19 protein-coding genes are annotated in these 22,985 nt (G+C 70.4%); 7 read left to right on the top strand and 12 right to left on the bottom strand.

What is annotated here, in order from left to right; translation table 11 throughout:
• The first annotated feature begins 218 nt into the window (after window positions 1-218).
• Window positions 219-2,486, top strand: coding sequence for a hypothetical protein (locus D7X30_RS38000; RefSeq protein WP_120567873.1), 2,268 nt, complete (start codon window positions 219-221; stop codon window positions 2,484-2,486).
• A 9-nt stretch (window positions 2,487-2,495) separates the two neighbouring features.
• Here D7X30_RS38000 and D7X30_RS37995 read toward each other — a convergent pair whose 3' ends face one another.
• Window positions 2,496-3,143 carry a DUF2378 family protein gene (locus D7X30_RS37995; RefSeq protein WP_233592060.1) on the bottom strand — a complete coding sequence of 216 codons (648 nt, stop codon included), beginning with the start codon at window positions 3,141-3,143 and terminating at the stop codon, window positions 2,496-2,498.
• Window positions 3,144-3,217: 74 nt separating this feature from the next.
• On the bottom strand, window positions 3,218-5,314 hold the full coding sequence (locus D7X30_RS37990) for an SEL1-like repeat protein (RefSeq protein WP_158619461.1): 2,097 nt from the start codon (window positions 5,312-5,314) through the stop codon (window positions 3,218-3,220).
• Window positions 5,315-5,406: 92 nt separating this feature from the next.
• On the opposite strand from D7X30_RS37990, the gene D7X30_RS37985 reads away from it, so the two are divergent.
• Entirely contained in the window at window positions 5,407-6,264 is an 858-nt protein-coding gene (locus D7X30_RS37985; protein ID WP_233592058.1) for an SDR family NAD(P)-dependent oxidoreductase, read from the top strand.
• On the opposite strand, the gene D7X30_RS37980 is transcribed toward D7X30_RS37985, so the two are convergent.
• Both D7X30_RS37980 and D7X30_RS37975 read right to left on the bottom strand, forming a co-directional pair.
• A complete protein-coding gene (locus D7X30_RS37980) occupies window positions 6,254-7,117 on the bottom strand; it encodes a methyltransferase domain-containing protein (RefSeq protein ID WP_199724665.1) in 864 nt (287 codons plus the stop codon). The genes D7X30_RS37985 and D7X30_RS37980 overlap by 11 nt on opposite strands.
• Before the next feature lie 7 nt (window positions 7,118-7,124).
• Window positions 7,125-10,604, bottom strand: coding sequence for a serine/threonine-protein kinase (locus D7X30_RS37975; RefSeq protein ID WP_233592057.1), 3,480 nt, complete (start codon window positions 10,602-10,604; stop codon window positions 7,125-7,127).
• 260 nt (window positions 10,605-10,864) lie between these two features.
• Between D7X30_RS37975 and gor the strand changes: the two genes are divergently transcribed.
• Entirely contained in the window at window positions 10,865-12,295 is a 1,431-nt protein-coding gene (gene gor / locus D7X30_RS37970; RefSeq protein ID WP_120567868.1) for a glutathione-disulfide reductase, read from the top strand.
• Here the strand turns inward: gor and D7X30_RS37965 are convergent, their stop codons facing one another.
• Genes D7X30_RS37965 through D7X30_RS37945 form a run of 5 tightly spaced genes read right to left on the bottom strand, consistent with a single transcriptional unit; the run spans window position 12,296 to window position 17,176 of the window.
• A complete protein-coding gene (locus D7X30_RS37965; RefSeq protein WP_120567911.1) occupies window positions 12,296-12,766 on the bottom strand; it encodes an NUDIX hydrolase in 471 nt (156 codons plus the stop codon).
• The gene (locus D7X30_RS37960) at window positions 12,763-14,199 is read right to left on the bottom strand and encodes a DUF2380 domain-containing protein (RefSeq protein ID WP_233592056.1); all 1,437 of its coding nucleotides are present in this window, start codon (window positions 14,197-14,199) and stop codon (window positions 12,763-12,765) included. The genes D7X30_RS37965 and D7X30_RS37960 overlap by 4 nt, the downstream gene beginning before the upstream one ends.
• A gap of 10 nt (window positions 14,200-14,209) precedes the next feature.
• On the bottom strand, window positions 14,210-15,535 hold the full coding sequence (locus D7X30_RS37955) for a hypothetical protein (RefSeq protein WP_120567867.1): 1,326 nt from the start codon (window positions 15,533-15,535) through the stop codon (window positions 14,210-14,212).
• Window positions 15,536-15,582: 47 nt separating this feature from the next.
• Window positions 15,583-16,821, bottom strand: a complete 1,239-nt coding sequence (locus D7X30_RS37950; RefSeq protein WP_158619460.1) for an RNA polymerase sigma factor — start codon at window positions 16,819-16,821, stop codon at window positions 15,583-15,585.
• A gap of 4 nt (window positions 16,822-16,825) precedes the next feature.
• Window positions 16,826-17,176, bottom strand: coding sequence for a YciI family protein (locus tag D7X30_RS37945; RefSeq protein WP_120567865.1), 351 nt, complete (start codon window positions 17,174-17,176; stop codon window positions 16,826-16,828).
• 195 nt (window positions 17,177-17,371) lie between these two features.
• On the opposite strand from D7X30_RS37945, the gene D7X30_RS37940 reads away from it, so the two are divergent.
• The 4 genes from D7X30_RS37940 (at window position 17,372) to D7X30_RS37925 (ending at window position 20,006) form a co-directional block, all read left to right on the top strand.
• Window positions 17,372-18,592, top strand: coding sequence for a phosphatidylserine/phosphatidylglycerophosphate/cardiolipin synthase family protein (locus tag D7X30_RS37940; protein WP_233592055.1), 1,221 nt, complete (start codon window positions 17,372-17,374; stop codon window positions 18,590-18,592).
• A gap of 113 nt (window positions 18,593-18,705) precedes the next feature.
• The gene (locus tag D7X30_RS37935) at window positions 18,706-19,362 is read left to right on the top strand and encodes an NAD(P)-binding oxidoreductase (protein WP_120567908.1); all 657 of its coding nucleotides are present in this window, start codon (window positions 18,706-18,708) and stop codon (window positions 19,360-19,362) included.
• Window positions 19,363-19,437: 75 nt separating this feature from the next.
• Window positions 19,438-19,680: an addiction module protein gene (locus D7X30_RS37930; protein WP_199724664.1), complete on the top strand. Its 243-nt coding sequence runs from the start codon at window positions 19,438-19,440 to the stop codon at window positions 19,678-19,680.
• 8 nt (window positions 19,681-19,688) lie between these two features.
• Entirely contained in the window at window positions 19,689-20,006 is a 318-nt protein-coding gene (locus D7X30_RS37925) for a type II toxin-antitoxin system RelE/ParE family toxin (protein WP_120567863.1), read from the top strand.
• Window positions 20,007-20,008: 2 nt separating this feature from the next.
• Here D7X30_RS37925 and D7X30_RS37920 read toward each other — a convergent pair whose 3' ends face one another.
• The 3 genes from D7X30_RS37920 to D7X30_RS37910 are packed head-to-tail and all read right to left on the bottom strand — an operon-like array spanning window position 20,009 to window position 22,970.
• Window positions 20,009-20,818, bottom strand: coding sequence for a carbohydrate ABC transporter permease (locus D7X30_RS37920; RefSeq protein ID WP_014392992.1), 810 nt, complete (start codon window positions 20,816-20,818; stop codon window positions 20,009-20,011).
• The gene (locus tag D7X30_RS37915; protein WP_120567862.1) at window positions 20,815-21,693 is read right to left on the bottom strand and encodes a carbohydrate ABC transporter permease; all 879 of its coding nucleotides are present in this window, start codon (window positions 21,691-21,693) and stop codon (window positions 20,815-20,817) included. Before D7X30_RS37915 ends, D7X30_RS37920 begins: the two co-directional genes overlap by 4 nt.
• The gene (locus D7X30_RS37910) at window positions 21,690-22,970 is read right to left on the bottom strand and encodes an ABC transporter substrate-binding protein (RefSeq protein WP_120567861.1); all 1,281 of its coding nucleotides are present in this window, start codon (window positions 22,968-22,970) and stop codon (window positions 21,690-21,692) included. The genes D7X30_RS37915 and D7X30_RS37910 overlap by 4 nt, the downstream gene beginning before the upstream one ends.
• Window positions 22,971-22,985: the final 15 nt, after the last annotated feature.

Here is a 22,985-nt window from a genome sequence, read left to right as displayed (position 1 = left end):
GGGGCTCCTCCGCCACGTCTCGGGGGATGACGTGGCTTGGGTGCCCCCTGGTTAGTTCGAACACCGACTCGTGGACAACCCCTACATCCTAGGGGTGATGACGATTTCACGGTGAGGACAGTCGCACCTCCCCGCCGTCAGAAGCGGCCAGGCAGGCCCCACGGCAATGATTGCTCAGCGGTCCCTGGGACACAGTCATTCCAAGGTGGGGGAGTCTCATGAGCTGGAGCATCCACATTCCCGCGGTGAACACGCTCAAACTCGCGCTGGGCAACGCCGCGCACGAGCAGGCGCTGGGCCACGCGGAGCTGAACGGCAACAAGGCCATCCCCATCCAGGGCGGCGAGGTGTCCCTGACGGGCGCGTTCAAGGTCCCCGTCGAGCTCTTCAACGACCGGAACGACAAGGACGCGTACGGCATCATCGGCGTGCCCCCAAAGGAGCTGGACGGCTCCTCGGTGGAGCCCCTCTTCTCCCCGGACGGGGCCGCGTGCTGGCTGAAGTACGCGGCGGAGCTGAGCGCGGAGGCCAACGGCCAGGGGGACTTCCCCTTCGTCGAGTTGAGCGGCGGCGGGTCGCTCCAGGTGAAGGTGGCGGACTACCGGCACCACGCCGCCACCCAGACGCTGGAGGCCGCGCTGGGTTCGGACGTGAAGTCCCTCCGCCTGCCCTTCGTGCTGGGGGATGTGCAGGCGCTCCAGCCCGGTGATGCCCTGTCGTTCCAGACGTGCGTGGCCCTGAAGGCCGGCGTGAAGGTGTCCTGGTCCGCCATCAGCACGTCCCTGGTGGGGGCGCTCGCGAAGCGGCTGGCCGGGCAACTGGTGTTCGAGCTGAAGGCGGAGGCGGGCGCGTCCATCGGCGGCACCGTGTCGCTCCAGGACGAGTTCCGCATCGTCTTCTCCCGGCCGAAGGACGGCGGAGCGTTCCGCGTGTCGGTCCGCAAGGCCACCTCGGACGGCGCGGCGGTCCACGTGTCCGCGGGCGTCTCGCTGGGGCACTCGTCGCCGCTGCTCGCCTCCATCCTGAGCGCCGTGGACTCCAAGGTGCAGGACGCCTTGAAGCTCGTCGAAGGCCTGGAGCAGGGCTCGCTCCAGCCCGCGCTCCTCCAGGTCGCCGCCGCGCTGCTGAAGCAACTGGGGTTCCTCAAGTCGGTGGAGCCCACGGTCGCGGCGGTGACGGCCGCGTATGAAGAACTGAAGGACTTCGTGGAGAGCGTGGTGAGCGGCGCGCTCAAGGCCGGCTTCGAATACGAGTACGCGCGCAGCACCGAGGACGCGACGCTGCTGGAGCTGGAGGTGCCAGTCGGGGAGCTGGCGGGCGCGCATGGCGCGTTCGTCTCCGGCGACCTGGCCTCCATCCAGCGCCGGGTGAATGACACCTGGCTGCGGCGCTACTTCCACATGAAGTCCGTGGAGTCCCAGCGCGTCTGGGGCCTGGGCCTGGGCTGGCGCGACCTCAACTTCGCCTCGCAGGAGGACCGGCGGAAGCTCAAGGCCGTCGTCCAGCACGCGTCCCGCGACCACCGGCAGGGCCCGCGCCGCTACGCGTTCCTGGGGGCGCGCAGCTACACGAGCTCGGGCGTGCTGTACGGGAAGACCTCCCGCTGGGGGCTCGACTTCAGCGCCCAGATGCCGCGCTTCAGCCTCACGCCCAGCGCGGACGAATTCGAATACTCCTTCTTCGCCCAGAGCCACGTGGAGGACGGCCTGTCGAAGGAGCTCATCCAACGCGCGGTGGACGCGGCCACCGTCTGGGGCGCGGTCCGTCCGGAGGACGCGCCGGCGCTGGTGGACCGCCTCTTCCGCGCGGCGCCCGCCGGCACGAAGACCGCCACGCGGCTGGACCTGCGCGTGGACAACCCCAGCTTCCGGCGGCTGCTGGCGAAGCTGGGCTCCGAACCCGCCTTCGAACGCAACGCCTTCGCCAGGGCCCTGGCGCGCGCCCTGCCCCGGGCCAGCCAGCCCGTGCGCACCAGCCTCCAGCGCCGGGAAGAGCTCTACACGCCGCTCTGGGACGCGTACCTCAAGGACGGGGCGAAGGACTGGACGCTGGACCGGGCCAGGGCGAGCGTGGCCTGGCACCTGAAGACCCAGGCGGGGGCGGACGGCTTCGTCGCGTCACACTGGGAGCAGACCGGCGGCACGGGCACGTTCTCGGACGTGCTCGTGCAGTCGTCACGCTACGGAGGCGACATCGGGGGCCAGCCGTACGGGAAGGTGTACGTGTTCTGGAGGGACCTGCTCGACAAGCTCATCACGCTGAACAAGGCCATCCACTCGGAAGCCGTCATCGCGGAGAACGACGCGACCTCCGCCGTGCAGCAGGTGTTCACGGCCCTGGATGACCTGGCCTGCGACGACTTCCGCGTCACCGCGTTCGTCGCGTGGATGGATCAGCTCGCCATCCGGTGGAAGCTGGGGTCGGGCATCCAGCGCTTGCTCCAGGTGCGCGTGGGAGAACAGGAGTTCGTCATCTCCCACGGCTGAGCACGGCCGCTACCAGCGCATCCGGTACGTCGCGGAGGGCCCTTCACGGCCCTCCACGACGGTGGTGAGTCCCTTCACGCCGGTGGTCAGCGTGCCGAAGTGGCACAGGGCCCCGATGAACTCCGGGTGGATGCCGCCTTCGTTCACCCGGAGCCGGTAGTCGGTGGCGGCCAGGCGCACCACGTCCACGTGCAGGTAGTTGTTGCCGGAGGCCATGTTGCGCGTCGTGCGCTCCAGCGTGCGCGCGGGGCCCAGCAGCTTCACCACACCCTGGAGCGCGCGGCCGATGCGGGTGGAGAAGTAGGCCGTGACGAAGCGCTGGCCCAGGTGCCAGTGCGCCTGGGCGACGGAGTGGTGGGGGAAGAGCACCTGCGCGCCCAGGAGCAGCATCTGGTGCCACTGGTCCCGGGGATAGGCGGGCGCCAGCTTCTGGTCCAGGTCCAGCCCCACGGCCTTCAACCTCGGGCGGAGCGGGCCTTCCAGATGCCCATCCAGGGCCACCAGCAGGCCTTCGACGGTGTGGCCGAACACGACCTTCTCCGGAGGACGCACGATGGGATGCTCCTTCTCCACGGCGCTGGGGATGCGTCCTTCATCGGTAAACGCGGACGGACCCGGGAACAACCCATCCATCCCTTCGTGCAGCGGGCTTTCCACCAGCGGACGGCGCAACTCCACGAAGCCCGTGGCCGCGGCGTTTCAGCTCCGGCGCGGATGACGCGATGAAGGGCCTACTTCGCGCATTCCTTCGGGCGCCAGGCCACGGGCCGGTAGAGGCAGTCAAGCGCCTGGGCCTCCTGGACCTGCGGCGCGTCCGCTCCCAGGTGCCGGTGCTCCTTCAGGAGCCGCGCGAGCTGGTCGCACGCGCCCCAGGACTTCATGGCGCAGGCCTGCTCCGCGCGTGCGAAGGCGTTGTCCAGGTCGCGCGGCATTCCTCCCGTGACCGTCTCGCTGTAGCGCATCGCCAGGTGGCCACAGGCGCGGGCGCTGCCACCCGAGCACCCCTTCTCCGCCACCCGGAGCTCCTCTTCGAGGTCGCGGTCGACGCGGTTGGCCTGCCGGTATTCATGAGCCAGGTCCGCGCAGGCATCCGGGTCGCCCGCGTCGCAGTCCGCCCGCAGGTTGCGCACCCCCAGGTTGTCCTTAGGCAACGGCTGGCCCGATTCCTTGCAGGCAAGCCGCATGTGCGACTTGCATCCCTGGGCTAGGACGAGCGGGAGGCTGCGCCGCGCCTCCGCGTTCAGCCCCTCCTGCCCGGAGTCCGCGAGCTGTCGCGTCAGGTGGATGAGCACGGCGCAGCTCCTGCTGTCCTCATGGGTGAAGCACCCGTCGCGCAGGGCCTGCATGCCCTTCCCCGGATTCGCGTATCGACGGGAGGTGTTGATCAGGGCCATGCCCAGCGCCTCACACGCCGGGCCGCCGTTGCGCGCCTCACACCCCGTCTCCAGGAAGACGAGGCCCACGAGCGGAGCCGGTTTGATCTTCAGGTTTTCATCCCCGAAGGACAGCACGCGCCAGAGCCGCACGCAGGCGGAGGGCGTGCGTTTCATGCAGGCGTCCTCCAGCAGCTGCATCGCCTTCGTCACATCCACCGGGAGCCCCGCGCTCCCTTCCAGCAGCGCCTCTCCCAGCCGGGCGCATGCATCGCCCTCGCCCTTTCCGTCCCGGCACTCGTCCTTCCAGCGGTCGATGGACGCGCGTGGCGCGGGCTTCGCGCTCGAGGTGACCTTCCCCGCGTCCAGTTGGAGCGATTGCAGCACGGACCCCTTCGGCTTCCGCGGCGCGGTCTTCGCCGGGTCCAGTTGGAGCGACTGCAACACGGACTGCTTCGGCGCCTCCGCCTTCGTGCCGTCCGCCGCGAGCCCCAGCATGCGCCGCACGTCGCCGCAGGCCTCCGGCACCTCGTGGTCGCACGCGCGCTGGTAGAACATCGTCGCGCGGCCGGGGTTCACCGCCACGCCCGCGCCGCCCTTCTCGTACGCGGTGCCCATCACGTAGCACGCCATGCCCAGGCCCACGCCCGAGCCCGTCTCGCACATGGCGCGGATCTCCTCCAGCTTCGCGCCCTCCTCCAGCGTGGCCGTGGGCGTGGGCTCCGGCTTCTCCGCCGTGTTCGCGAAGGCGCACGCGTCCTTCTCCCCCAGGCCGCAAGCCGTGCGGAAGTAGCTGGACGCAAGGCGCGCGTCCTTGCGCGTGCGCGTGCCCTGGTCGAACTCGCGCGCCACCGTGAGGCAGGCGACCCCGAGGCTCCGGTTGCACGCCTGCACCAGCATCCCCATGCCCGCCGCCACGTCCTGCTCGACGCCGAAGCCGCCCATCAGCGTCAGCACGCCCAGGTTGTTGCACGCCAGCCGGTCATCCCCCGCGCAGCCGCGCTCGTAGAGGCGCACCGCCTGCGCCAGGTCCTTCGCCACGCCCCGGCCCTCGCCGTACAGCAGCGCCAGGTGGCCGCAGCCCTCCGGCAGGTCCCGCTCACAGCCCCGCGAGTACAGCCGCGCCGCCTCGGCCTCGTCCTTCGCGACGCCCCGCCCCTCTTCCTTCAACACCCCCAGCGCCACGCACGCGCGCAGGTCGTCGCCGTTGCAGCCCAGCTCGTAGAGCGTCGCCGCGCGCGCCACGTCCTTCGGGACGCCGTCGCCCACGCGGAGGCGCTCGGCCTGTTCGAAGCACGCCTGCGCCAGCCTCCCACCGCAGGTGCGCTGGTACAGCGTGGTGAGCTCCTGCTCGGCCTCCGACTTCGTTTCGTCCGAGGAGCCATGGGCACAGGCCGCGAGAAGTGCGAGGACGGGCACGACCCGGCACGCGAAGAGGAGCTTCACTGAGGGCATGGGTGGATCTTTCCACTCCGTTCCCCTTTCCGTCGAGGCCCCCTGCCGTCTCCCGAGCCCCACCCCGCGTGGCCTCCTATGATGGGAGCACCATGCACGAGCCCCCTGTCCCCTGCGGATTTCCTCCAGCCGCATCGGAGGGTGCTCCCCCGGCGTGGGCGCTCATCCTGGGTGCATCTTCCGGCTCGGGCGCGGCCATCGCGGAGGCCGTCGCGCGCAAGCCGGGGCTGAACGTCTTCGGCGTGCACCGGGGCCGCTACCCGGACACCGCGCGGGAGCTGGAGACCCGCGTGCGCGACGCGGGCCGGGACGTGCACCTGCGGCAGGCGGATGCCTCCACGCCCGAAGCCGCCGAGGCCGGCGCGGACGAGCTGCTCCAGCGCGCGGGCCCCCGCAGCGTGAAGCTGTTCGTGCACGCCATCGCCGGAGCGTCCGTGGGCCACTTCCTCTCCGAGGGCCCGGACCGGCTGCACCCGCGCCGCATCCAGCGCACGTTCGACTGCATGGCGCACTCGTTCGTGTACTGGACGCAGGCCCTGGTGCAACGCGACCTGCTGGCCCCGGACGCGCGCCTGCTGGGCCTGCAGAACCCGCTGGATGAGACGCACCTGGGCAACACCGGCCTCATCAGCGCCGCCAAGGCCTCGCTGGAGATGTACGTGCGCCACCTGGCCATGGAGCTGGGCCCGAAGGGCCACCGCGTCAACCTGCTCAAGTTCGGCACGGTGATGACGCCCGCGCTGCGCCACGTCTACTCGCCGGAAGCGCTGGCCCGACTGGAAGCGCGCCACGCGGCCATGAACCCCGCGGGGCGCATGGGGACATTGGAAGAGGTGGCCCGCTTCGTCACCGTGCTCGTGGGTGACGACGCCGCGTGGTTCAACGGCGCCACCATCGACTTCACGGGCGGCATGACGCTGAAGCTGCTGGACCTGGTGCTCAACCCGTGACGGCCGGAACGCGGAACGTGAGGCAATAGTAGAACGGTGACACCTGTTCCTCGATGACGTCTTCGGCGTTGCGAGGCAGCAGGTCGCGAGGGCTCTTCGCGTCGCGCGTGTAGAACGTGAGGGCGCGGAAGGCGGCGCGCTGGAACAGCGACGGGCGGAAGGCCGCGTCCAGCTGCTCGTCCACCACCACCAGCGGCGTGCCGGGCCGCGCCACGCGCGCCATCTCCCGCAGCGCCACAGCGGGCTGGCGGTAGCCGCCAATCCCTCCGACGTGGAAGACGCGGTCGAACAGGCCGTCCTTGAACGGGAGCGCGTGCGCGTCCGCCACCAGCAGCCGCGTGTCCTTCACGCCCCGGCCATTGCGCAGCCGCCTCTCGCACTGCGCCAGCATGCCGGTGCTCAGGTCCAGGCCCCACACCTCCACGGGCAGGCCCGGCGGCAGCGCGCCCCGGATGCGCGGCAGGTTCGCGCCCGCGCCCACGCCCACCTCCAGCACGCGCACGGGCTGTCCGTCTTCGCGCGGCTTCAGCGCGCCCAGCTCCAACCTGCGCATGTACCCGTCGCGCATCCGTGACTCGGAGACGGACTGGAACAGCGGCGTCAGCACCGCGGTCAGCGGGTCGTGCAGCGCGGGCAGCCCGTCGTAGATGTGGCGCATCAGGCGGTCCGTCCCCTGCACGCGGTCCTCGCGGTACAGCCGGGCCAGGCCGTCCTCCGCCTCCCACGTCTCGCCGCAGCCGCCGCAGCGCAGACGTCCCTCGTCCAGCCGGTCGTCCTCGCTCTGCCCGTGCCACACCAACTGGCCCCGGCAATCCGGGCATGCCAGCAACGCCACGTCTTGCAGCCACATCATCGTTTCGTCACCCTGCCGTCCCCTGTTCGGCCAGGGTCCGCGCCAGGTCATCGCGCGCCCCCAGCCGGGTGAAGTCCTCCGCCGCCCGAAGCAGCAACTCCGCGCGCTCCGCGTCGTCCGCGGGCAGGCGCCGCGCCCACTCCAACCGCGCGCGCGCCGCCTCGTAGGGCATGCCCCGCGCGTCCGACTCCGCGATGCAGCGCTTCCACGCGCGGAAGGCCTTGCGGTGCTTGCCCGCGAGCCACGCCTCGCAGCCACGCCACAGCCACGCGGCGGGCTCGCCGAAGGGGAACACCCGCGCGAAGCCCTCCACCGCCTGGAGCGCGGCCCGAGCGCTGTGCGTGAGCGCCTGCAATCCAGGCCCGGGCGTCTCGCGCGCCCACAGCGTGAGCAGCACCTCCGCCACCGCCGTCGCGCCGAAGTAGACGAAGTGCGCCACCGGCTTGCCCGCGGACAGCCGCACCAGCGCCTTCTCCGCCGCCGCGCGAGCCCCCGCCGCGTCGCCCTCGCGCAGACACAAGAGCGCCAGCGTGCCGTCCACGATGATGCGGTCGGTGGCGCCGCCATGCGCCTCCGTCCACGCGAGCGCCGGCTCCAGCGCCACGCGCGCCCGAGCGTGTTCACCCAGCCGCACCAGCATGTGCGCGCGATAATGCTGGGCCCAGTGCCGCGTCTGCGCCGAGCCCCGGCGCACCGCGGACGCCTCCAGCCAGTCCATCAGCGGCAGGCCCCGCGCGAACTGGCCCCGGTACATGGCGGACACGGTGAGCAGCGCGCGGCACTCCTCCGCCAGCCGCAGGTCCCCCACCGAGTCCACGATGGCGGTCGCTCGCGAAAGCCACGTCTCCACGTCCTGCCAGCGCGCCTGGTACACCGCGCACACCGCGTTGCGGTTGAGCACGTAGGCCAGGTCCGCCGGGCGGCCCACGCTCTCAGCCACCTCCTGCGCCCGCTTCACCCACGCGTCCGCCACGCGGTGCACCGGCACCGTGCCCGCCACCACCGCCATCACCGTGTAGCCGCGCGCCAACTCCGGCGTGGGCCCCGCGGGCTCGCACAGGTTGAGCATGCGCAGACCGCTCCAGAGCACCGGCAGCGCCTCCTGCGCGTAGATGAACGCGTCGGTGAGCCGCATCAGCAGCCGGCCCGCCACCCGCCGCGTCTCCCGGCGCCGCCGGGAATCATCCACGTACGCATCCGGCCGTGCGCTCTGCGCCAGCCGCGCCAGCGCCTGCGTCAGCGTGCCCAGCACCCACGCCGCACGAGACGAGGGCACGCGCCAGCCGAAGTGCGCGAGCGCCGACTCCGCGTGCGCGCGGAAGGCCTCCAGGTCTCCCAGCTGGAAGCGCGCCTCCGCCAGCAGCGCCTCCACGCGGCCCCGCTCCAGCGGCGTGGCCTGGGGCGCGACCGCCAGCGCCCGCGAGAGCAATGGCAGCGCTTCCCGGCACGCGCCCACCGCCAGCGCCTCCTCGCCCGCGAGCCGCGCGTGGTGCGCTTCGCGAGCCACGTCCCCGGCCTGTCCCCAGTGGTACGACAGCGCGGCGGCGTGGCCCGTGGGGTGGGCCGCCTCCAGCGCCTGGGCCGCGCGCCGGTGGAGCACGGGCCGGAGCGCCGGGGACAGGTCCTCCAGCAACCGTTCGCGCAGCTTGTCGTGCGCGAAGCGCCAGCGGCCGTCGGCCACGTCCAGCACCGCCGCCGCCGCGCAGTCGGTGAGCCACGCCTCCACGTCCACGCCGGGCGCGGCCCGCTCCAGCACCGCCAGGTCCAGCTCCCGGCCCAGCAGCGCCGCCACGCCCAAGAGTTCCCGCGCGTCCCGCGGCACCTTCTCCAGCCGGCGCTGCACCAGCGCGCGCATGCCGCCCGCCCACACGCGCTGGGGCAGCGCGACGGCGCCCAGCCGGTCCAGGCCGCCCGCGTCCTCCGCCAGCGCGCGCACCACCTCCACCAGCAGGAACGGGTTGCCCTCCGACTCGCGGCGCAGCAGCTCCACCACGTCGGGCCGGCGGCCGACGGCGCCCAGCATGGACTCACCCAGCTGGGCGATCTCCTCCGCGTTCAGCCGTTGCAGCCGCAGCACGCGGGTGCCGGGCAGGTGCTCCGGCAGCTGCGGGGACTCGTCGTCGCGGAAGCTCACGAGCAACAGCAGCGGCAGCCCCGGCGCCCTCGCCGCGAGCTGCGCGAGGAGCTGGAGCGATTCGGCGTGCGCCTGATGCAGGTCCTCCAGGATGACCACGGTGGGCTGCGACAGGCGGGCGAAGAGGTCCTCCACCGTCTGGTGCAGGCGCAGCTGCGCCATGTCCGCGTCCAGCTCCGGAGCGGCGGGCACCTCGCGGCCCAGCAGCGCCTCCAGGTCCGGTACCAGCGGCCGGAGCACTCGCGCCTCGCGGTCGGAGAGCTCCGTGAGCATGGGCAGCCAGCGCAGCACCGCGCGCCACTCCTGGTAGGGCACGCCGCCGGTGTCCACCGCCTGGCCGCGCAGCACCATCGCGCCGCGCACCAGCGCCAGCGAGCGCACCTCCTCCAGCAGGCGCGACTTGCCCACGCCGCTCTCGCCGCCAATGAGCCACGCGCTGCCCTGGCCCGCGAGCGCCGCGTCGAGCACGTCCGTCAGATGCTCGCGCTCCGCCACGCGGCCCACGAAGCGCGCGGACTGGAGGAAGCTCTCGCGCGTGGCGGCGGACTCGGCGGGCCGGGGCTGGCCCACGGCGTCGCTCAGCGCGGTGATGACGGCCTCCGCGTCGCGCGGCCGGCGGTGGGCCTCCGGCGCCACCAGCTGCTCCAGCAGGGCCTTGAGCGCGGGCGAGAAGCCCGGCGTCGCGAACACCTGGCCCGCGTGGGGCAGCCGGCCGAAGAACATCTGGCACGCCATGGCGCCGAAGCCGAACAGGTCCGTCAGCTCGGACGGAGGCTGGTCCTCGAAGAGCTCCGGGGCCAGGTAGCCGGGAGTGCCCGCGGGCTGCGCGCGGCGGCCCTGCTGGTCGCGGCCCACGGCCAGACCGAAGTCCAGCACCTTCACCTGGCCGCGCACCACGAGCACGTTCCCGGGCTTCAGGTCGCGGTGGATGATGCCGCGCCGGTGCAGGTACGCGAGCGCCTGGAGCGTCTGGATGAGCAGCCCCACCTGCGTCGCCAGGGGCGCGTCCGTGCCGGCCTCCACCAGCGTGCGCGCGTCCTCCAGCAGGTCCATGGCCAGGTAGGGGCGGCCCTCGGCGTCGAAGCCGTAGTCCAGCACGCGGATGACGTGCGGGTGGCGCAGCGACACCAGCGTCTGGAACTCATGGGCCAGGGACAGCGCCATGCCCTGCGTGGCGAAGGCGGAAGGGGTGCCCCGGCCGGGCCGCCGAGCCAGGTCCGCCACCGTCTTGTGCAGCCGCTTGAGGGCCACCGGCCCGGACAGCCCGTCCTGCGCGCGCCACACGGTGCCCGCGCCGCCGCGCCCCAGCAGGTCGAGGATGCGGTACCGGCGCCCCACCACTTCTGGATCCATGCCCGGAGACGTGTCGGCATCCGGGGCATCCGCCCGGGGGGAGTTCTGACAGGAGGGGGGGTGAGACATGAGGGGGAGCCGCCCTTACGCGCGGGTAAGGATATCCCCCCTTCTCGTGCGGGAGGGGGATTGAATGCGTCAGGGGCAGCCGAAGCAGGAGGCGCTTCGGACCCTGGGGAGCAACCCGGCGGGCGGGGCCCGGCAGGGTTCCTTCCCTCTGGAGCGCTGGAACATCACTTTTGACGCAGTGAGGACACCGGATGGCTGGCTACGACTTCGACTTGTTCACATTGGGCGCGGGGTCGGGCGGCGTGGCGGCCAGCCGGCGAGCGGGGGCCTCCGGAGCGAAGGTGGCCATCTGCGAGGAGGGGCGCGTGGGTGGCACGTGCGTGCTGCGCGGGTGCGTGCCCAAGAAGCTGCTCGTGTACGCGGCGCACTACCGCTACGACATGGAGGACGCGGCCGGCTACGGCTGGACGGTGAACGGCCCCGCGCTGGACTGGAAGAAGCTCCAGGCGGTGAAGGCGAAGGAGCTGGACCGGCTGACGGGCATCTACGGGCGGCTGTTGCGCGACGCGGGCGTGACGCTGGTGGAGGGCCGGGGCCGGGTGGTGGACGCGCACACGGTGGAGGTCGCGGGCAAGCGCTACACGGCGGAGCGCATCCTGGTGGCCACGGGTGGGCGGCCCTACCTGCCGGAGGTAACGGGCATCGAGCACGCGCTCACGTCGGAGCAGGCGCTGGAGTTGCCCACGCTGCCGCGCCGGGTGGCGGTGGTGGGAGGCGGCTACATCGGCGTGGAGTTCGCGGGCATCTTCGCGGCGCTGGGCGCGAAGGTGACGATGTTGATTCGCGGCGACACGGTGCTGCGAGGCTTCGACAACGACATCCGCGCGGCGCTGACGCAGGAGATGCGCAAGAAGGGCGTGGACATCCGCCCGGAGACGTTCGTCCAGGACATCGAGAAGCGCGAGGACGGCACGCTCAGCCTGCTGACGCGCATGGGGGACACGCTGGAGGTGGACGCGGTGCTGTACTCCACCGGCCGCGTGCCCAACACGCAGGGCCTGGGCCTGGAGGAGGCGGGCGTGAAGCTGAACGAACGCGGCGCGGTGGTGGTGGACGCGCAATCACGCTCGTCGGTGGAGAGCATCTACGCGGTGGGGGACGTGACGGACCGGCTCAACCTCACGCCGGTGGCCATCGCGGAAGGCCGCGCGATGGTGGAGACGCTGTACCGGAACAACCCGGTGACGATGGACCACGAGAACGTCCCTTCCGCCGTGTTCAGCCAGCCGCCCGTGGGCACGGTGGGGCTCACGGAGCGCGAGGCGATGGAGCGATACGGCAAGGTGGACGTCTATGTCTCCAGCTTCCGGCCCATGCAGCACACGCTGACGGGCCGGGATGAGCGGTCGATGATGAAGGTGGTGGTGGAGCGAGGCACGGAGCGCGTGCTGGGCTTCCACATGGTGGGAGCGGACGCGCCGGAGATCATCCAGGGGCTCGCGGTGGCGCTGAAGTGCGGCGTGACGAAGAAGCAGCTCGACGCCACCGTGGGGATTCACCCCACGGCGGCGGAGGAGTTCGTCACGCTGCGGGACAAGCGCCCGGATCCGTCAGAGAGCGCCACGATGCTGGAGCTGGGGCGCGAGGTGGTGGCCACGCCTCCGGGGGATACGCGCAAGTAGTCACGCCTCTTCGTCGGGGAGGAGCGTGCGGAGCAGCTCGTCGTCAGGGCCCAGTGGGCGCCAGCCGGGAGGCGGAGGACTCACGCGAAGGGCTGCTCGGGCCTGTTTGACCCGCTCTTTGTGCGTATCAGGAGTATCAGCGGACCAGCAGCCGAGCACCTTCGCGACCTGGAAACGAGCTTCGTCATCCATCACAGCCGGCCAGCCCTGGGGGAGGCTCTCGGAGAGTTCTCGCACGAGCACGTCACGCACAAAACGTGTGACCTGTTTGCGCTGCTCCGCCTCGGCATGCAACCCACCCAACACCTGCACCCCAGCGATGTCATCCTTGCCAAGTTCCTCGGCAAGCTGATTCAGCGAAACGGCAGGCCGCGCCTCGGCGAAGGCTGTCAGCGAGCTGAAGCCGCGTTCGCGCACACGCTCATAAAGGCGGGCCTTCCAGTTGCCTTGCCAAGAACGGCCGTCGGTCATCGCGGTCCCCATTGAATGAACTTCATTGGGATGTCGTAGCGCTGCATCCGAGACGCGACAATGTTCAGGACCTCATTTCGCGTCAGCATGCGGCCAACTTCCACTTCAGCTTCACTCAATGCTTCCATGATCATCCGATTCCACTCGCCGGGCCACTTGCGTCCCTGCTTCCAGTTCCCCCCACCGTGAATCGCTTCGTGGTGCGCCCGCTCCATCCGGACACAGAACTGGTTGATGTCCATGTCGCCCTTGAATCCGCGCCGCTCGAACCACTCACGGTGCTCTTGAGGCAGCACATGATGCTTCGGGGCATCGGACATGCCCGCCCCCGCTCTGCCGGTTTCGTGCATCGCACGAACTTCGGGGCTGTCACCCAGTGCTTCACGCACGCCCTTGGGCAGGTCGTGAGGCGCTTGCGCCATCAGCACCTGTCCGCCGTGGATGAGGACGGCGGAGCTGACGGCGGGGACGGAGATGACGCCCGCCCGCACGAGCCGCCGCATCATCTCCACCCACTCGGCGGAGACCACCAGCCGCGAGCCCGTCATGACTCCACCCGAGCTCATCACGAAGCCCACGCCCAGCGTCGCAGGTGCCGAGGGAGGCAGCCGCGGCAGCGACACCTTCAGCGTGGAGATCATGGCGACCATCTCCACCGCCCGCACCGCCGCGAGAACCTGCCCACCGAGCTTCATGCTCGCGCGAGCCTCGCGATGAATCGCGTCGAATTCACGGGTCAGCTTCCCCATCAACTCGGGCATCGCAACCGCCGCCGCCTCCACCCGCTCCGGATCCTGGGAGGCGAGGTCCGCCAGCACAGGCTCCATCAACTCCTGCACACGATGCAGGTCGACGAAGAGCTTCTCGACGCTGCACGTCGGACAGTTCCGGAGCACGGCGTCCGCGAGGTGGAGGAAGTCCACCCAGGTGGCCAACAGAAGCGTCCCGAACAGGGCCGACTGGAGCTTCGGCCCCGTCATGCGCAGGAGGCCCTGCTCCATGTTCGAGTCCCCCACCTCCGTGGCCGCGCGTGTCAGCGCGGTGGCGCTCCCGAGCGCACCCTTCATCCACTTCACCTGACTGGAGCCATGGTCGAGGTAGCGGGTGAAGACGCCTTTGAGGCTCCACCCCAAGAGAGGTGGTGGACGGTCCGCCAGCTTGGATAGCGCGGCTTCAACGCCGCCGAGCGAGCCCTTCACGTCGGCAATGCCCGCGAGGACTGCATCGCGCGTCAATGCATCGCTGTCACGCGTGCCCTGGCGGCGCGGCGACCCTTGCTCCTGCCCGGAGAAGACGGACGTTCCACCCGGCGCGTATCTCAAGCTCCGCGGATGCGGCGCGGAAGCACATCCCGCGGCCAGCAGCACCACTGCCAGCAACAGCAAGACCGTCCCACTTCGCACCATCCACTGCTCCCGGTAACTGGAGGCCATGGCAGCCCCTTCAGTCCGTCTCGCCCAACTCGAAAGCCGATGTGCCCGTGTGGTGCTTGCGCTTCGTGAGCTGGTGCTCGTCGCGGAGCTGGTTCTCGTAGAAGGGCAGGTGCGCGTCCGTGCGGAGCTTTCGCAGCGCTCGGATGGTCTCGTGCTCCGTGGTGTTGCTGTAGCCGTGCTTCGTGTGCCCGGTCGTGTAATTCAGGGGCTGCAACACCATCCGCGTGGGGTAGCGGTTCTGCAGGATGTGGATGAGCTCGTGCCCGTACACGATGAACGCCGGCGCGGGGATGGGGTGCTGGTCGCGGGAGTAGTTGCGCTGCGTGCTGTCGCGCAGCCCGGAGCGCAGGCTGAGCTGTGAGCCGCGTCCCCCGGTGGGGCGCTTGCCCGCGAGCCCCGGCGCAGGTTCGCTCAACAGGTAGTCCTCACCGTGGCCGTCCTCGTCGTACCAGCCGAGCTCCTCCTCCATCGCGAACATGGGCTTGCTCAGCGCTTCACGCGCCTCGGTCAGCTCGGCGTAGGGCTTGGACGTCGACGCCAGGCGGCTGCGCAGCTCGCCCCACGGCTCACTGCCTCGCCGCGAGGACTCCTCGATGCGGGACAGCTCCTGGGTCATCCCTTCGTATTCGGCCTTCAGGCGATTGAGCTCATCGGAGGTCGCCTGCAGCCGCTGCTTGTTGACCACCACCTTCTGCCGGAAGTTGGCGGAGGGCGTGAACGCCTGGGTCAACACCAGCGTCACCGGCCACTCCGGATCCGCCTCCGTGTCCTCGAGGATCCACCGCATCAACTCCCGGCCATGCGGGCGGGACAGCAGCCGCGCGTGGATGGCGCGCACCTCGCGGTTGCCGCGCGCGTATTGCGCCCCCGTGGGCAGCTTCACCGCGCCCGTGCCGTTGCGCAGCGCATCCCAGTCCGCGTCCAGCTGATTCAACACGGCGGTCCCCAGCGTCCCGCGGTCCGGCGTGAAGAGCTTCAGGCTGTTCACGTGGACGTAGTCCACCATCTCGATGTGCGTCTCCTGGATCTCCACGAGGAGCCGCATCAACAGCAGCCGCGACGCCCTGGAATGCGCGAGCCGCTCCTGCTCCAGGTCGCAGAGCCGGTACAGCAGGTGCTCCGCCGTATCGAGCGCCTTCAGCTTCGCGTCCACCCACGCCTGCTTGCCCGTGAAGAAGTACGAGGCCTTGCCCCAACCGCTCCAGTCCGCATGGAACGCATCGAGCGCGGCGCAGAACGGCCGGATGAAGTCATTCAATCGCGACACGATGGGCAGCAGGTGGCGGGGCTCCATGCCCAGGTCCGACTTGAAGTCATCCGACGTGCTCAACGCCATGTCCGCTCCCGGTGTCTCGACGGAGCGGGACGGTAGCACGCAGCCTCCTACTCGCAGGCTCGGGCCCGGGAGAGCAGGTACTCGCGTTGCGGAGGCGTCCGCGCCAGCGCCGCGGCCTGACGGAAGCAATCCGCCGCCCTGGCCCGCGCCCCTACCTGTTCCAGCAGCATGCCCTCCACGGCGAAGCGATACGGATAGCGCCGCAGCACGGCCTCCGAGCGCAAGAGCCCCAACGCCGCCAGCGCCTCGGCCGGCCCGCGCACGCGTGACAGCGCCACCACCCGCCCCAGCGCGACGATGGGCGACGGCTTGAGTGCAAGCAGCGCATCGTAGAGCCGCAGCAACCGGGCGCTGTCCTCCGGCCCCGGCGTGGACGTCTTCGCATGCATGAGGGCAATCTCCGCTTCCGGGTGCAGCGGCGTCAGCACCGTCCCCATGGAAGCACGCAGGTGCCAGAGCCCTCGCGCCATCAAGAGGGGCGACGGCTCCGTCCCGGTTCGCGCCTCCTGCGGCACGAACGCGCCCCGCGCATCCACGCGCCCCGGAAGCCCCGCGGTGCGGAAGCAGAACAGCGCCGCCAACGCATGGCCCTCCGGCGTCGTGGTCCCCGCGTGCGACAGCAACACCTCCGCCAGACGCAGTGCCTCTGAGCACAGCTCCGCGCGGGACAGGTCATGGCCCTCGGAGGCTTCGTAGCCTTCGTTGAAGAGCAGGTAGAGCGCGGCGTGCACCGCGCCCAGCCGCTCCGGCAGCACCTCCGGAGAAGGCACCTCCAGCGTGGCGCGGCAGGAGCGCAGCGTCCGCTTCGCGCGCACCAACCGCTGCGCCACGGTGGGCTCGTCCGCGAGCAGCGCGGCGGCGACCTCGCGTACGGAGAAGCCACACGCCACCTTCAACGTGAGCGTCACCTGCATCTCGCGGGAGAGCGCCGGATGACAGCACGCGAAGAGCAACCGCAGCGCATCATCCGGAAGCTCCGCCGCGAAGCGCGTGGGTTCCTCCGGAGGCCCGGCCTCCTCCTCGGATTCCGATTCCTCCGGCACCTCCGGCGCGCGCTGCCGCAAGAGGTCCGTCAGCCGGTTCAGCGCCACGCGCAGCAGCCACGCGCGCGGCTGCTCGGGAATGCCGTGGAAGCCCCACGTCCGAGCCGCCTGGAGCATGGCGAACTGCACCGAGTCCTCCGCCAGGTCCAACCGCCCCAGCCCCACGCGCCGGGCCACGGCCGCGACGAGCCCCGCGGACCATTGGCGGAAGGCCAGCTCCAGCACCTGCGTCGCGGAGGACACGCCGTCAGACCTCTTCGATGGCGCGAAGCTCGACCTCACCGCCGTAGCGCAGGTGTGGACACGTCCGGGCCAGTGCCACGGCGGCGTCATACGAATCCGCGGACAGGATGAAGAGGCCGCCCACCACGTCCTTCACCTCCGCGTACGGCCCGTCCGACACGAGCACCTGTCCGCCCTGCTCTTTCAGGCGCCGGCCGCCCTCGTCGCGCAGCTTCTCGCCCTGGAGCAGGCGGCCCTCCTGGAGCAGCCCGTCACTCCACCGGGCGTACTCCTCCACGATGGCCTGTAGCTCGGCGGGGGACATGGCGGCGAAGTGGGCGGGGTTCTCGTGCAGCAGCATCAGGTAGCGGGCCATGGGACGGAGACCTTTCGGGGGACAGCGGGGGTTTCGTCGAAAAAGACGGCCCACGTCGCGGAGGATCGACATACCTACCTCACCGCCCTGTGCGCACACTCACTCCGTGGACAGAGAACACTCGTCTCGCGCTCACGGGTGACACGTCACCCGGGGGTGCCTACCCCTGAAGGTCAGGAGGCGCGGGCAACGGGCGTGAGCAAGGGCGGACGATGGTTGGGGGGAATGATGGGGGCGTTGCTGCTCGCGGGATGTCCGTCCGCGTGCAACACGAAGGAGTCGTCACGTCCATTCCAGCTCACGGGGCAGGTGGGTTCGCGTGGGGCGGGCTTCGCATCGGCGCTGTACCAGACGACGGGCGTGCGGATGGAACCGCGCAACCGCATCCGGTGGGCGAACAACGGCGCCGTATTCGACGTGATGGTGGAAGAAATCGGCCGGGCCCGCGCCTCCATCCACATCGTGATGTTCATCTGGCGGCCGGGCCGTGCGTCCGACCGGATGATTGAAGCGTTGGCCGCGCGTGCCCGGAAGGGCGTGCAATGCCGCGTGCTGGTGGATCCGCTGGGCAGCGGCCCCTTCGAGACGGAGGTGAAGCCCCGGCTGGAAGCAGCCGGCTGCGAAGCCCACCTGTTCCGCCCGCTGCCGGCGGACGAGAACCTGGCGCGCAACCACCGCAAGATTCTCGTGGTGGACGGCAAGGTGGCCATCACCGGCGGGCTCGCCATCCAGGACGAGTGGCTGGGCGACGCGCGCAATGAAAAGGAATGGCGCGACACCAACGTGCGGGTCCAGGGCCCGGTGGTGGCGCAGCTCCAGCAGGCGTTCGCGGAGAACTGGCAGGAGTCGACGGGCGAGCTCCTGCCCCAGACGGACTTCCCCACGTTGTCGGTGGAGCAGCCGGGCCTGGATGCGGCAGGAGAAGGCTGGGCGGCCTTCGTCAGCAGCACGGCGAACCCGGAGGTGACGCGCGCGGAGCGGCTGACGCAGCTGATGGTGAAGGCGGCGAAGAAGCGGCTGTGGATTTCGCAGGCGTACTTCACGCCCAACGACGCACTGACGGCGCTGCTGGTGGAGAAGGCACGCGCGGGCGTGGACGTGCGGGTGCTGGCGCCGGGGGACAAGAATGATCAGCGGGCCATCACGGTGCTCCAGCGCCAGAGCTACGACACGCTGCGGGCGGCGGGCGTGCGCCTCTGGGAGTACCAGCCGTCGATGATGCACGCGAAGACGATGCTGGTGGATGACCGGCTCGTGCTGGTGGGGTCCATCAACTACGACGCGCTGTCGTTCAACCTGCTGGAAGAAGGTTCGCTGGTCCTGGAGGACGTGGAGGCGGCACGCCAGCTGGAGGCCATCTTCCTGGACGACCTCACGAAGGCGCGCGAGGTCCAGGCCGAGCAGGCGAACCGCTGAAGGCCGGCTGTCCGCTTTCACGCGTGGCCCCTGGAAACAGTGGGCAAGGAGCGGGCCGTGTGCTCAAGAAGCGCTCCCAGGGGCCGCGAGGTTCGCGGCCGGGAGGCATCACCATGAGCAGCGCAGCGCCTCGTCATCTCTTCGTCGCGGGCGCCACGGGCGCGACGGGCCGCACGCTGATGCGGCAGGCCCTGGCCCAGGGCGTATCCGTGACGCCGCACGTCCGGCCCAAGAGCGCGAACACGGAGCCCGCGAAACACTGGCCGAAGAAGGCGGTGCTGGAGCTGGCGGACGGGCCCGCGCTGGTGGAGGCGATGAAGGGCAGCACCACGGTGCTCCAGCTCATCGGCACGATGCGCAAGCGCTTCGCGGCGGGGGACACCTACGAGTCGAGCGACATCGGCACCACGCGGCAGCTGGTGGACGCGGCGAAGGCGGCGGGGGTGGACCACTTCGTATTGCTCACGTCGGTGGGAGCGGGAAGCCCGGTGGGCGCGTACCTCAAGGCCAAGGCGGAAGCGGAGCGCATCGTCCGCGAGAGCGGCATCCCCTACACCATGGTGCGCCCGCCCGCGCTGGAGGGCGAATACCACGCGCCGCCCGGCATCCTGCACACGCTGGGCAAGCTGCCGCTGCTGCACCACCTGAAGCCCATGCACCTGGACCAACTGGCCGCCGTGCTCCTGCGCATCTCGGAGCGACGGGCGCCGCTCGACACTGCGCTCGAAGGCAAGCGCCTCTGGGCGGAGGTCGAAGCGGTAGGCCGGTAGCTGTCAGACCCTCCAGGTAGGAAGGTTCCTCCGCCGAACGAGCGCGTGACGCATGGAGGAGCTAGAATGAGGAAGATGGCGACCCGAGACCAGTTGCTTGCCCAGGCCCTGCGACTCTCACCGGAGGACCGCAGACGGCTCGCTCATGACCTGCTCGACAGCCTGGATGAAGGCGTGGAAGCCTCGGATGCCGAGGCGGCCTGGGGCGAGGAAATCAGCCGCCGCGCCCAAGAGGTCCTGGACGGCACAGCGGAGCTCCTCGATTGGGACGACGTACGAAAACAAGTGAATGAGGAGTTGGAGCGAATGCGGCGATAGGTGCTCCCATGCGCACCCGACTGCATCACGCCGCCAAGCCGGAGATGCTCAAGGTCGCCAAGTGGTACGAGAACCAACGCACAGGACTCGGTAGCCACTTTGTTGGAGTCATGCATCAAGCAATGACCTCCATTAACGAGCATCCAGACCGCTGGCCCTACTGGCCGGACCTCCGTCACACGCCGCCCATCCGTCGCTTCCTGCTTCCGGAATATCCCTTCGCCCTGCCCTACCTCGTCCGCGACGAGGACGTAGTGGTGCTCGCCGTCGCGCACTTGCGCCGCCGGCCGGACTACTGGCTGCCCCGAGCGCGAAGCCGCCCCTAGGCCTACTCCTTCACCGCGCCAGCCGTGAGCCCGGACACGATGCGCCGCTGGAACAGCACCGTGAGCACCACCAGCGGCAACGTCGCCACCACCGACGCGGCGGCGATCTCTCCCCACGGTTCCTTGTACTCACTGGCGAAGAGGCTGATGGCCACCGGCACCGTGCGCTTCTCCGGCGTGGACAGGAACGTCAGCGCGTAGAGGAACTCGTTCCACGCGAAGATGAAGACCAGGATGGCCGTCGTCGCCAACCCTGGCGCCGCCAGGGGCAACAGCACCCTTCGGAACGCCCCCACCGGCGTGCACCCATCCACTCGCGCTGCCCGGTACAGCTCGTCCGGCAGCTGGCGGAAGAACGACGTCAGCACCCACAGCGTCAACGGCAGCGCGAACGTCGTGTACGGCAGCGCCAACCCCACCAGGCTGTCCCGCAGCCCCACGGCGTTGAGGATGAGGTACAGCGGGCTCACCGTCGCGATGGGCGGGAACATCGACACGCCCAGCGCCGCGGACAGCAGCAGTCCCCTCCCCCGGAACTCCAGCTTCGCCAGCGCGAACGCCGCGGACGCGCCCACCGTGAGGCAGAACACCGTCGTCAGCGTCGCCACCACCAGCGAGTTCAACACCGCCCACAGGAACGGCCGCCCGAACAACACGCTCTCGTAGTTCGCCCCCGTCAGGTGCGAAGGCCACGGCCGGGTCAGCTCCCCGTCCGGCCACAGGCTCGTGAGCACCTGCCACAGGAACGGCCCCAGGAAGAACGTGAGGAACGCCACCACGGCCAGCGCCGTGCCCAGCCCCGGCCGCTTCATCGCCGCCCCTCCTCGCGCCCCAGCCAGCGCAGCCACACCACCGCCAGCAGCACCACGCCCAGGAACGTCGCCACCGACAGCGTGCTGCCGTACCCGAAGTCTCCAGAACGCATCAGCGTCTTGTACGCGTAGATGCTCAACGTCTCCGTCGTGTTCGCGGGCCCGCCCTCCGTCAGCACGTAGATGGCGTCGAACACGCGGAACGCGTCCAGCGACCGGAACAGCACCGCCAGCAGCAGCGCGGGCTTCAGCAAGGGAATCGTGATGGACCGGAACTGCCGCCACCCCGACGCCCCGTCCACACGCGCCGCCTTGTAGAGGTCCTCCGGAATGCCCTGCAGCCCCGCCAGCACCAGCAGCGCCACGAAGGGCGTCGTCTTCCACACGTCCACCAGGATGGCCGCGTGCAACGCATACCCCGGCGCTCCCAGCCAGTTGATCTCCGCCCCACCCAAAAGCCGATTGATGAGCCCGTAGTCCGGGTTGAACATCCACGCCCACAGCCGAGCGCTCACCACCGTGGGAATCGCCCACGGCACCAGCACCGACGCGCGCAACAAGCCCCGCCCCGGGAACGCGCGGTTGAGCAGCAGCGCCAGCGGCACCGCGAGCAGCAGCTCCACCGTCACCGCCACCGCCGTGAAGTACGCCGTGTTCCCCAGCGCGGACCAGAAGCGCGCGTCCCCCAGCAGGTAGACGTAGTTCTCCAGCCCCGTGAAGCGCCGCTCGCCGAACACCAGGATGAAGCGGTGCAGGCTCAGCCATATCGCCGCCAGCACCGGGTACAGCGCCACCACGGCCAGCACCAACACGGCCGGCGCCACCAGCAGGTACGCCTGCCGCCGCTCCCGCGCCTGCGAACCCACGCCCCTCATTCCTCCTCCGGAGGCTGCTCACCGGTCAGGTGATCCACCTGCTTTTGCGCGCGCGTGAGCGCTACCTCTGGAGTCCGCAGGCCCGCCACGGCTGCGGAGAACTCGCTCTGCAACACATCCGCGATGAGCAGGTAGTACGGCGTCACCGGCCGGGGGCGAGCCCGCACCAGCGCCTCCTTCAGGCTCGCGATGAACGGCTCCTCCGCGCGCAGCTCCGAGTCGTCATACAGCGCCATCCGTGGCGGGTTGCGCGCGTAGTGCAGCGCCAGCACGCGGTTCGCCTCCGGGGACGTCAGGTGCGCGATGAGCCGGGCCGCCGCCTTCCTGCGCGCGGGCGACACATGCGCGTTCACCGCGAGCTGCCACCCGCCCAGCGTCCCCCACCCCGGCTGTCCATCCTTCGTCGGCAGCGGCGCGATGCCCACCTTGCCCCGGATGGGAGAACCCTCCGCCTGCGCCTCGCTCCATGCATAGGGCCAGTTGCGCATGAACACCGCGCGGCCCTCCTGGAACACGCGCCGCGACTCCTCCTCGCCAAAGCCCGTGACCGTCTGCGGCGACAGCCCGTCCGCGATGAGCCCATGCAGGTACGTCAGCGCCTCGCGAGCGGGCTCCGTCTCCAGGAGCACGCGCCCGTCCTTGCCCAACGACTGCCCACCGTGGCCCCAGATGGCCTCGTACACGTTGCAGGTCAGGCCTTCATATTGCCGGCCCTGCCACACATAACCCTGGATGCCGGGCGTCTTCGCCATCGCGTCGCGGGTGAAGCGCCGCAGCTCCTCGTAGGTGCGCGGCGCGCGAGGCACCAGGTCCTTGCGGTAGTAGAGGACGCCCACGTCCACGTACCAGGGCACCGCGTACGTGCGCCCGTTCATCACGACGGCGTCCACCGGTCCGGGCAGGAACTCCTGGCGCAGGCGCTCGGGAGGAAAGTCCTCGGACAGGTCCGCCACCCAGCCCGCGCGAGCGAACTCCGGCACCCAGACGACGTCCGCCACCAGCACGTCGAAGTCCGTGGCCCCGCCCTGCAACGACGTGAGGAAGAACTGGTGCGCCAGGTCCGACGAATTCGGCAGCGCCTCCGTCACCAGCTCCACGCCCGGATTGGCGCGCTCATACTGCGCCAGCAGCTCACGGAACGGCTTCGGGTCACCCCACAGCGGCTGGAACTTGAAGACGATGCGAGTGCGGCCCGCGGTGCCCGCCTCCTCGGACGAGCGCCGGCAGCCTCCACCAACGAGGCCCAGCGCGACGAGGAGGACAAGGAGTCGGCCCATGCGCCCGGATGACTC

Source organism: Corallococcus sp. AB011P (genome assembly GCF_003611605.1).
In the GTDB taxonomy this organism is placed as follows: Bacteria; Myxococcota; Myxococcia; order Myxococcales; family Myxococcaceae; genus Corallococcus; species Corallococcus coralloides.
This window is presented reverse-complemented; position numbering and strand designations above follow the sequence as displayed.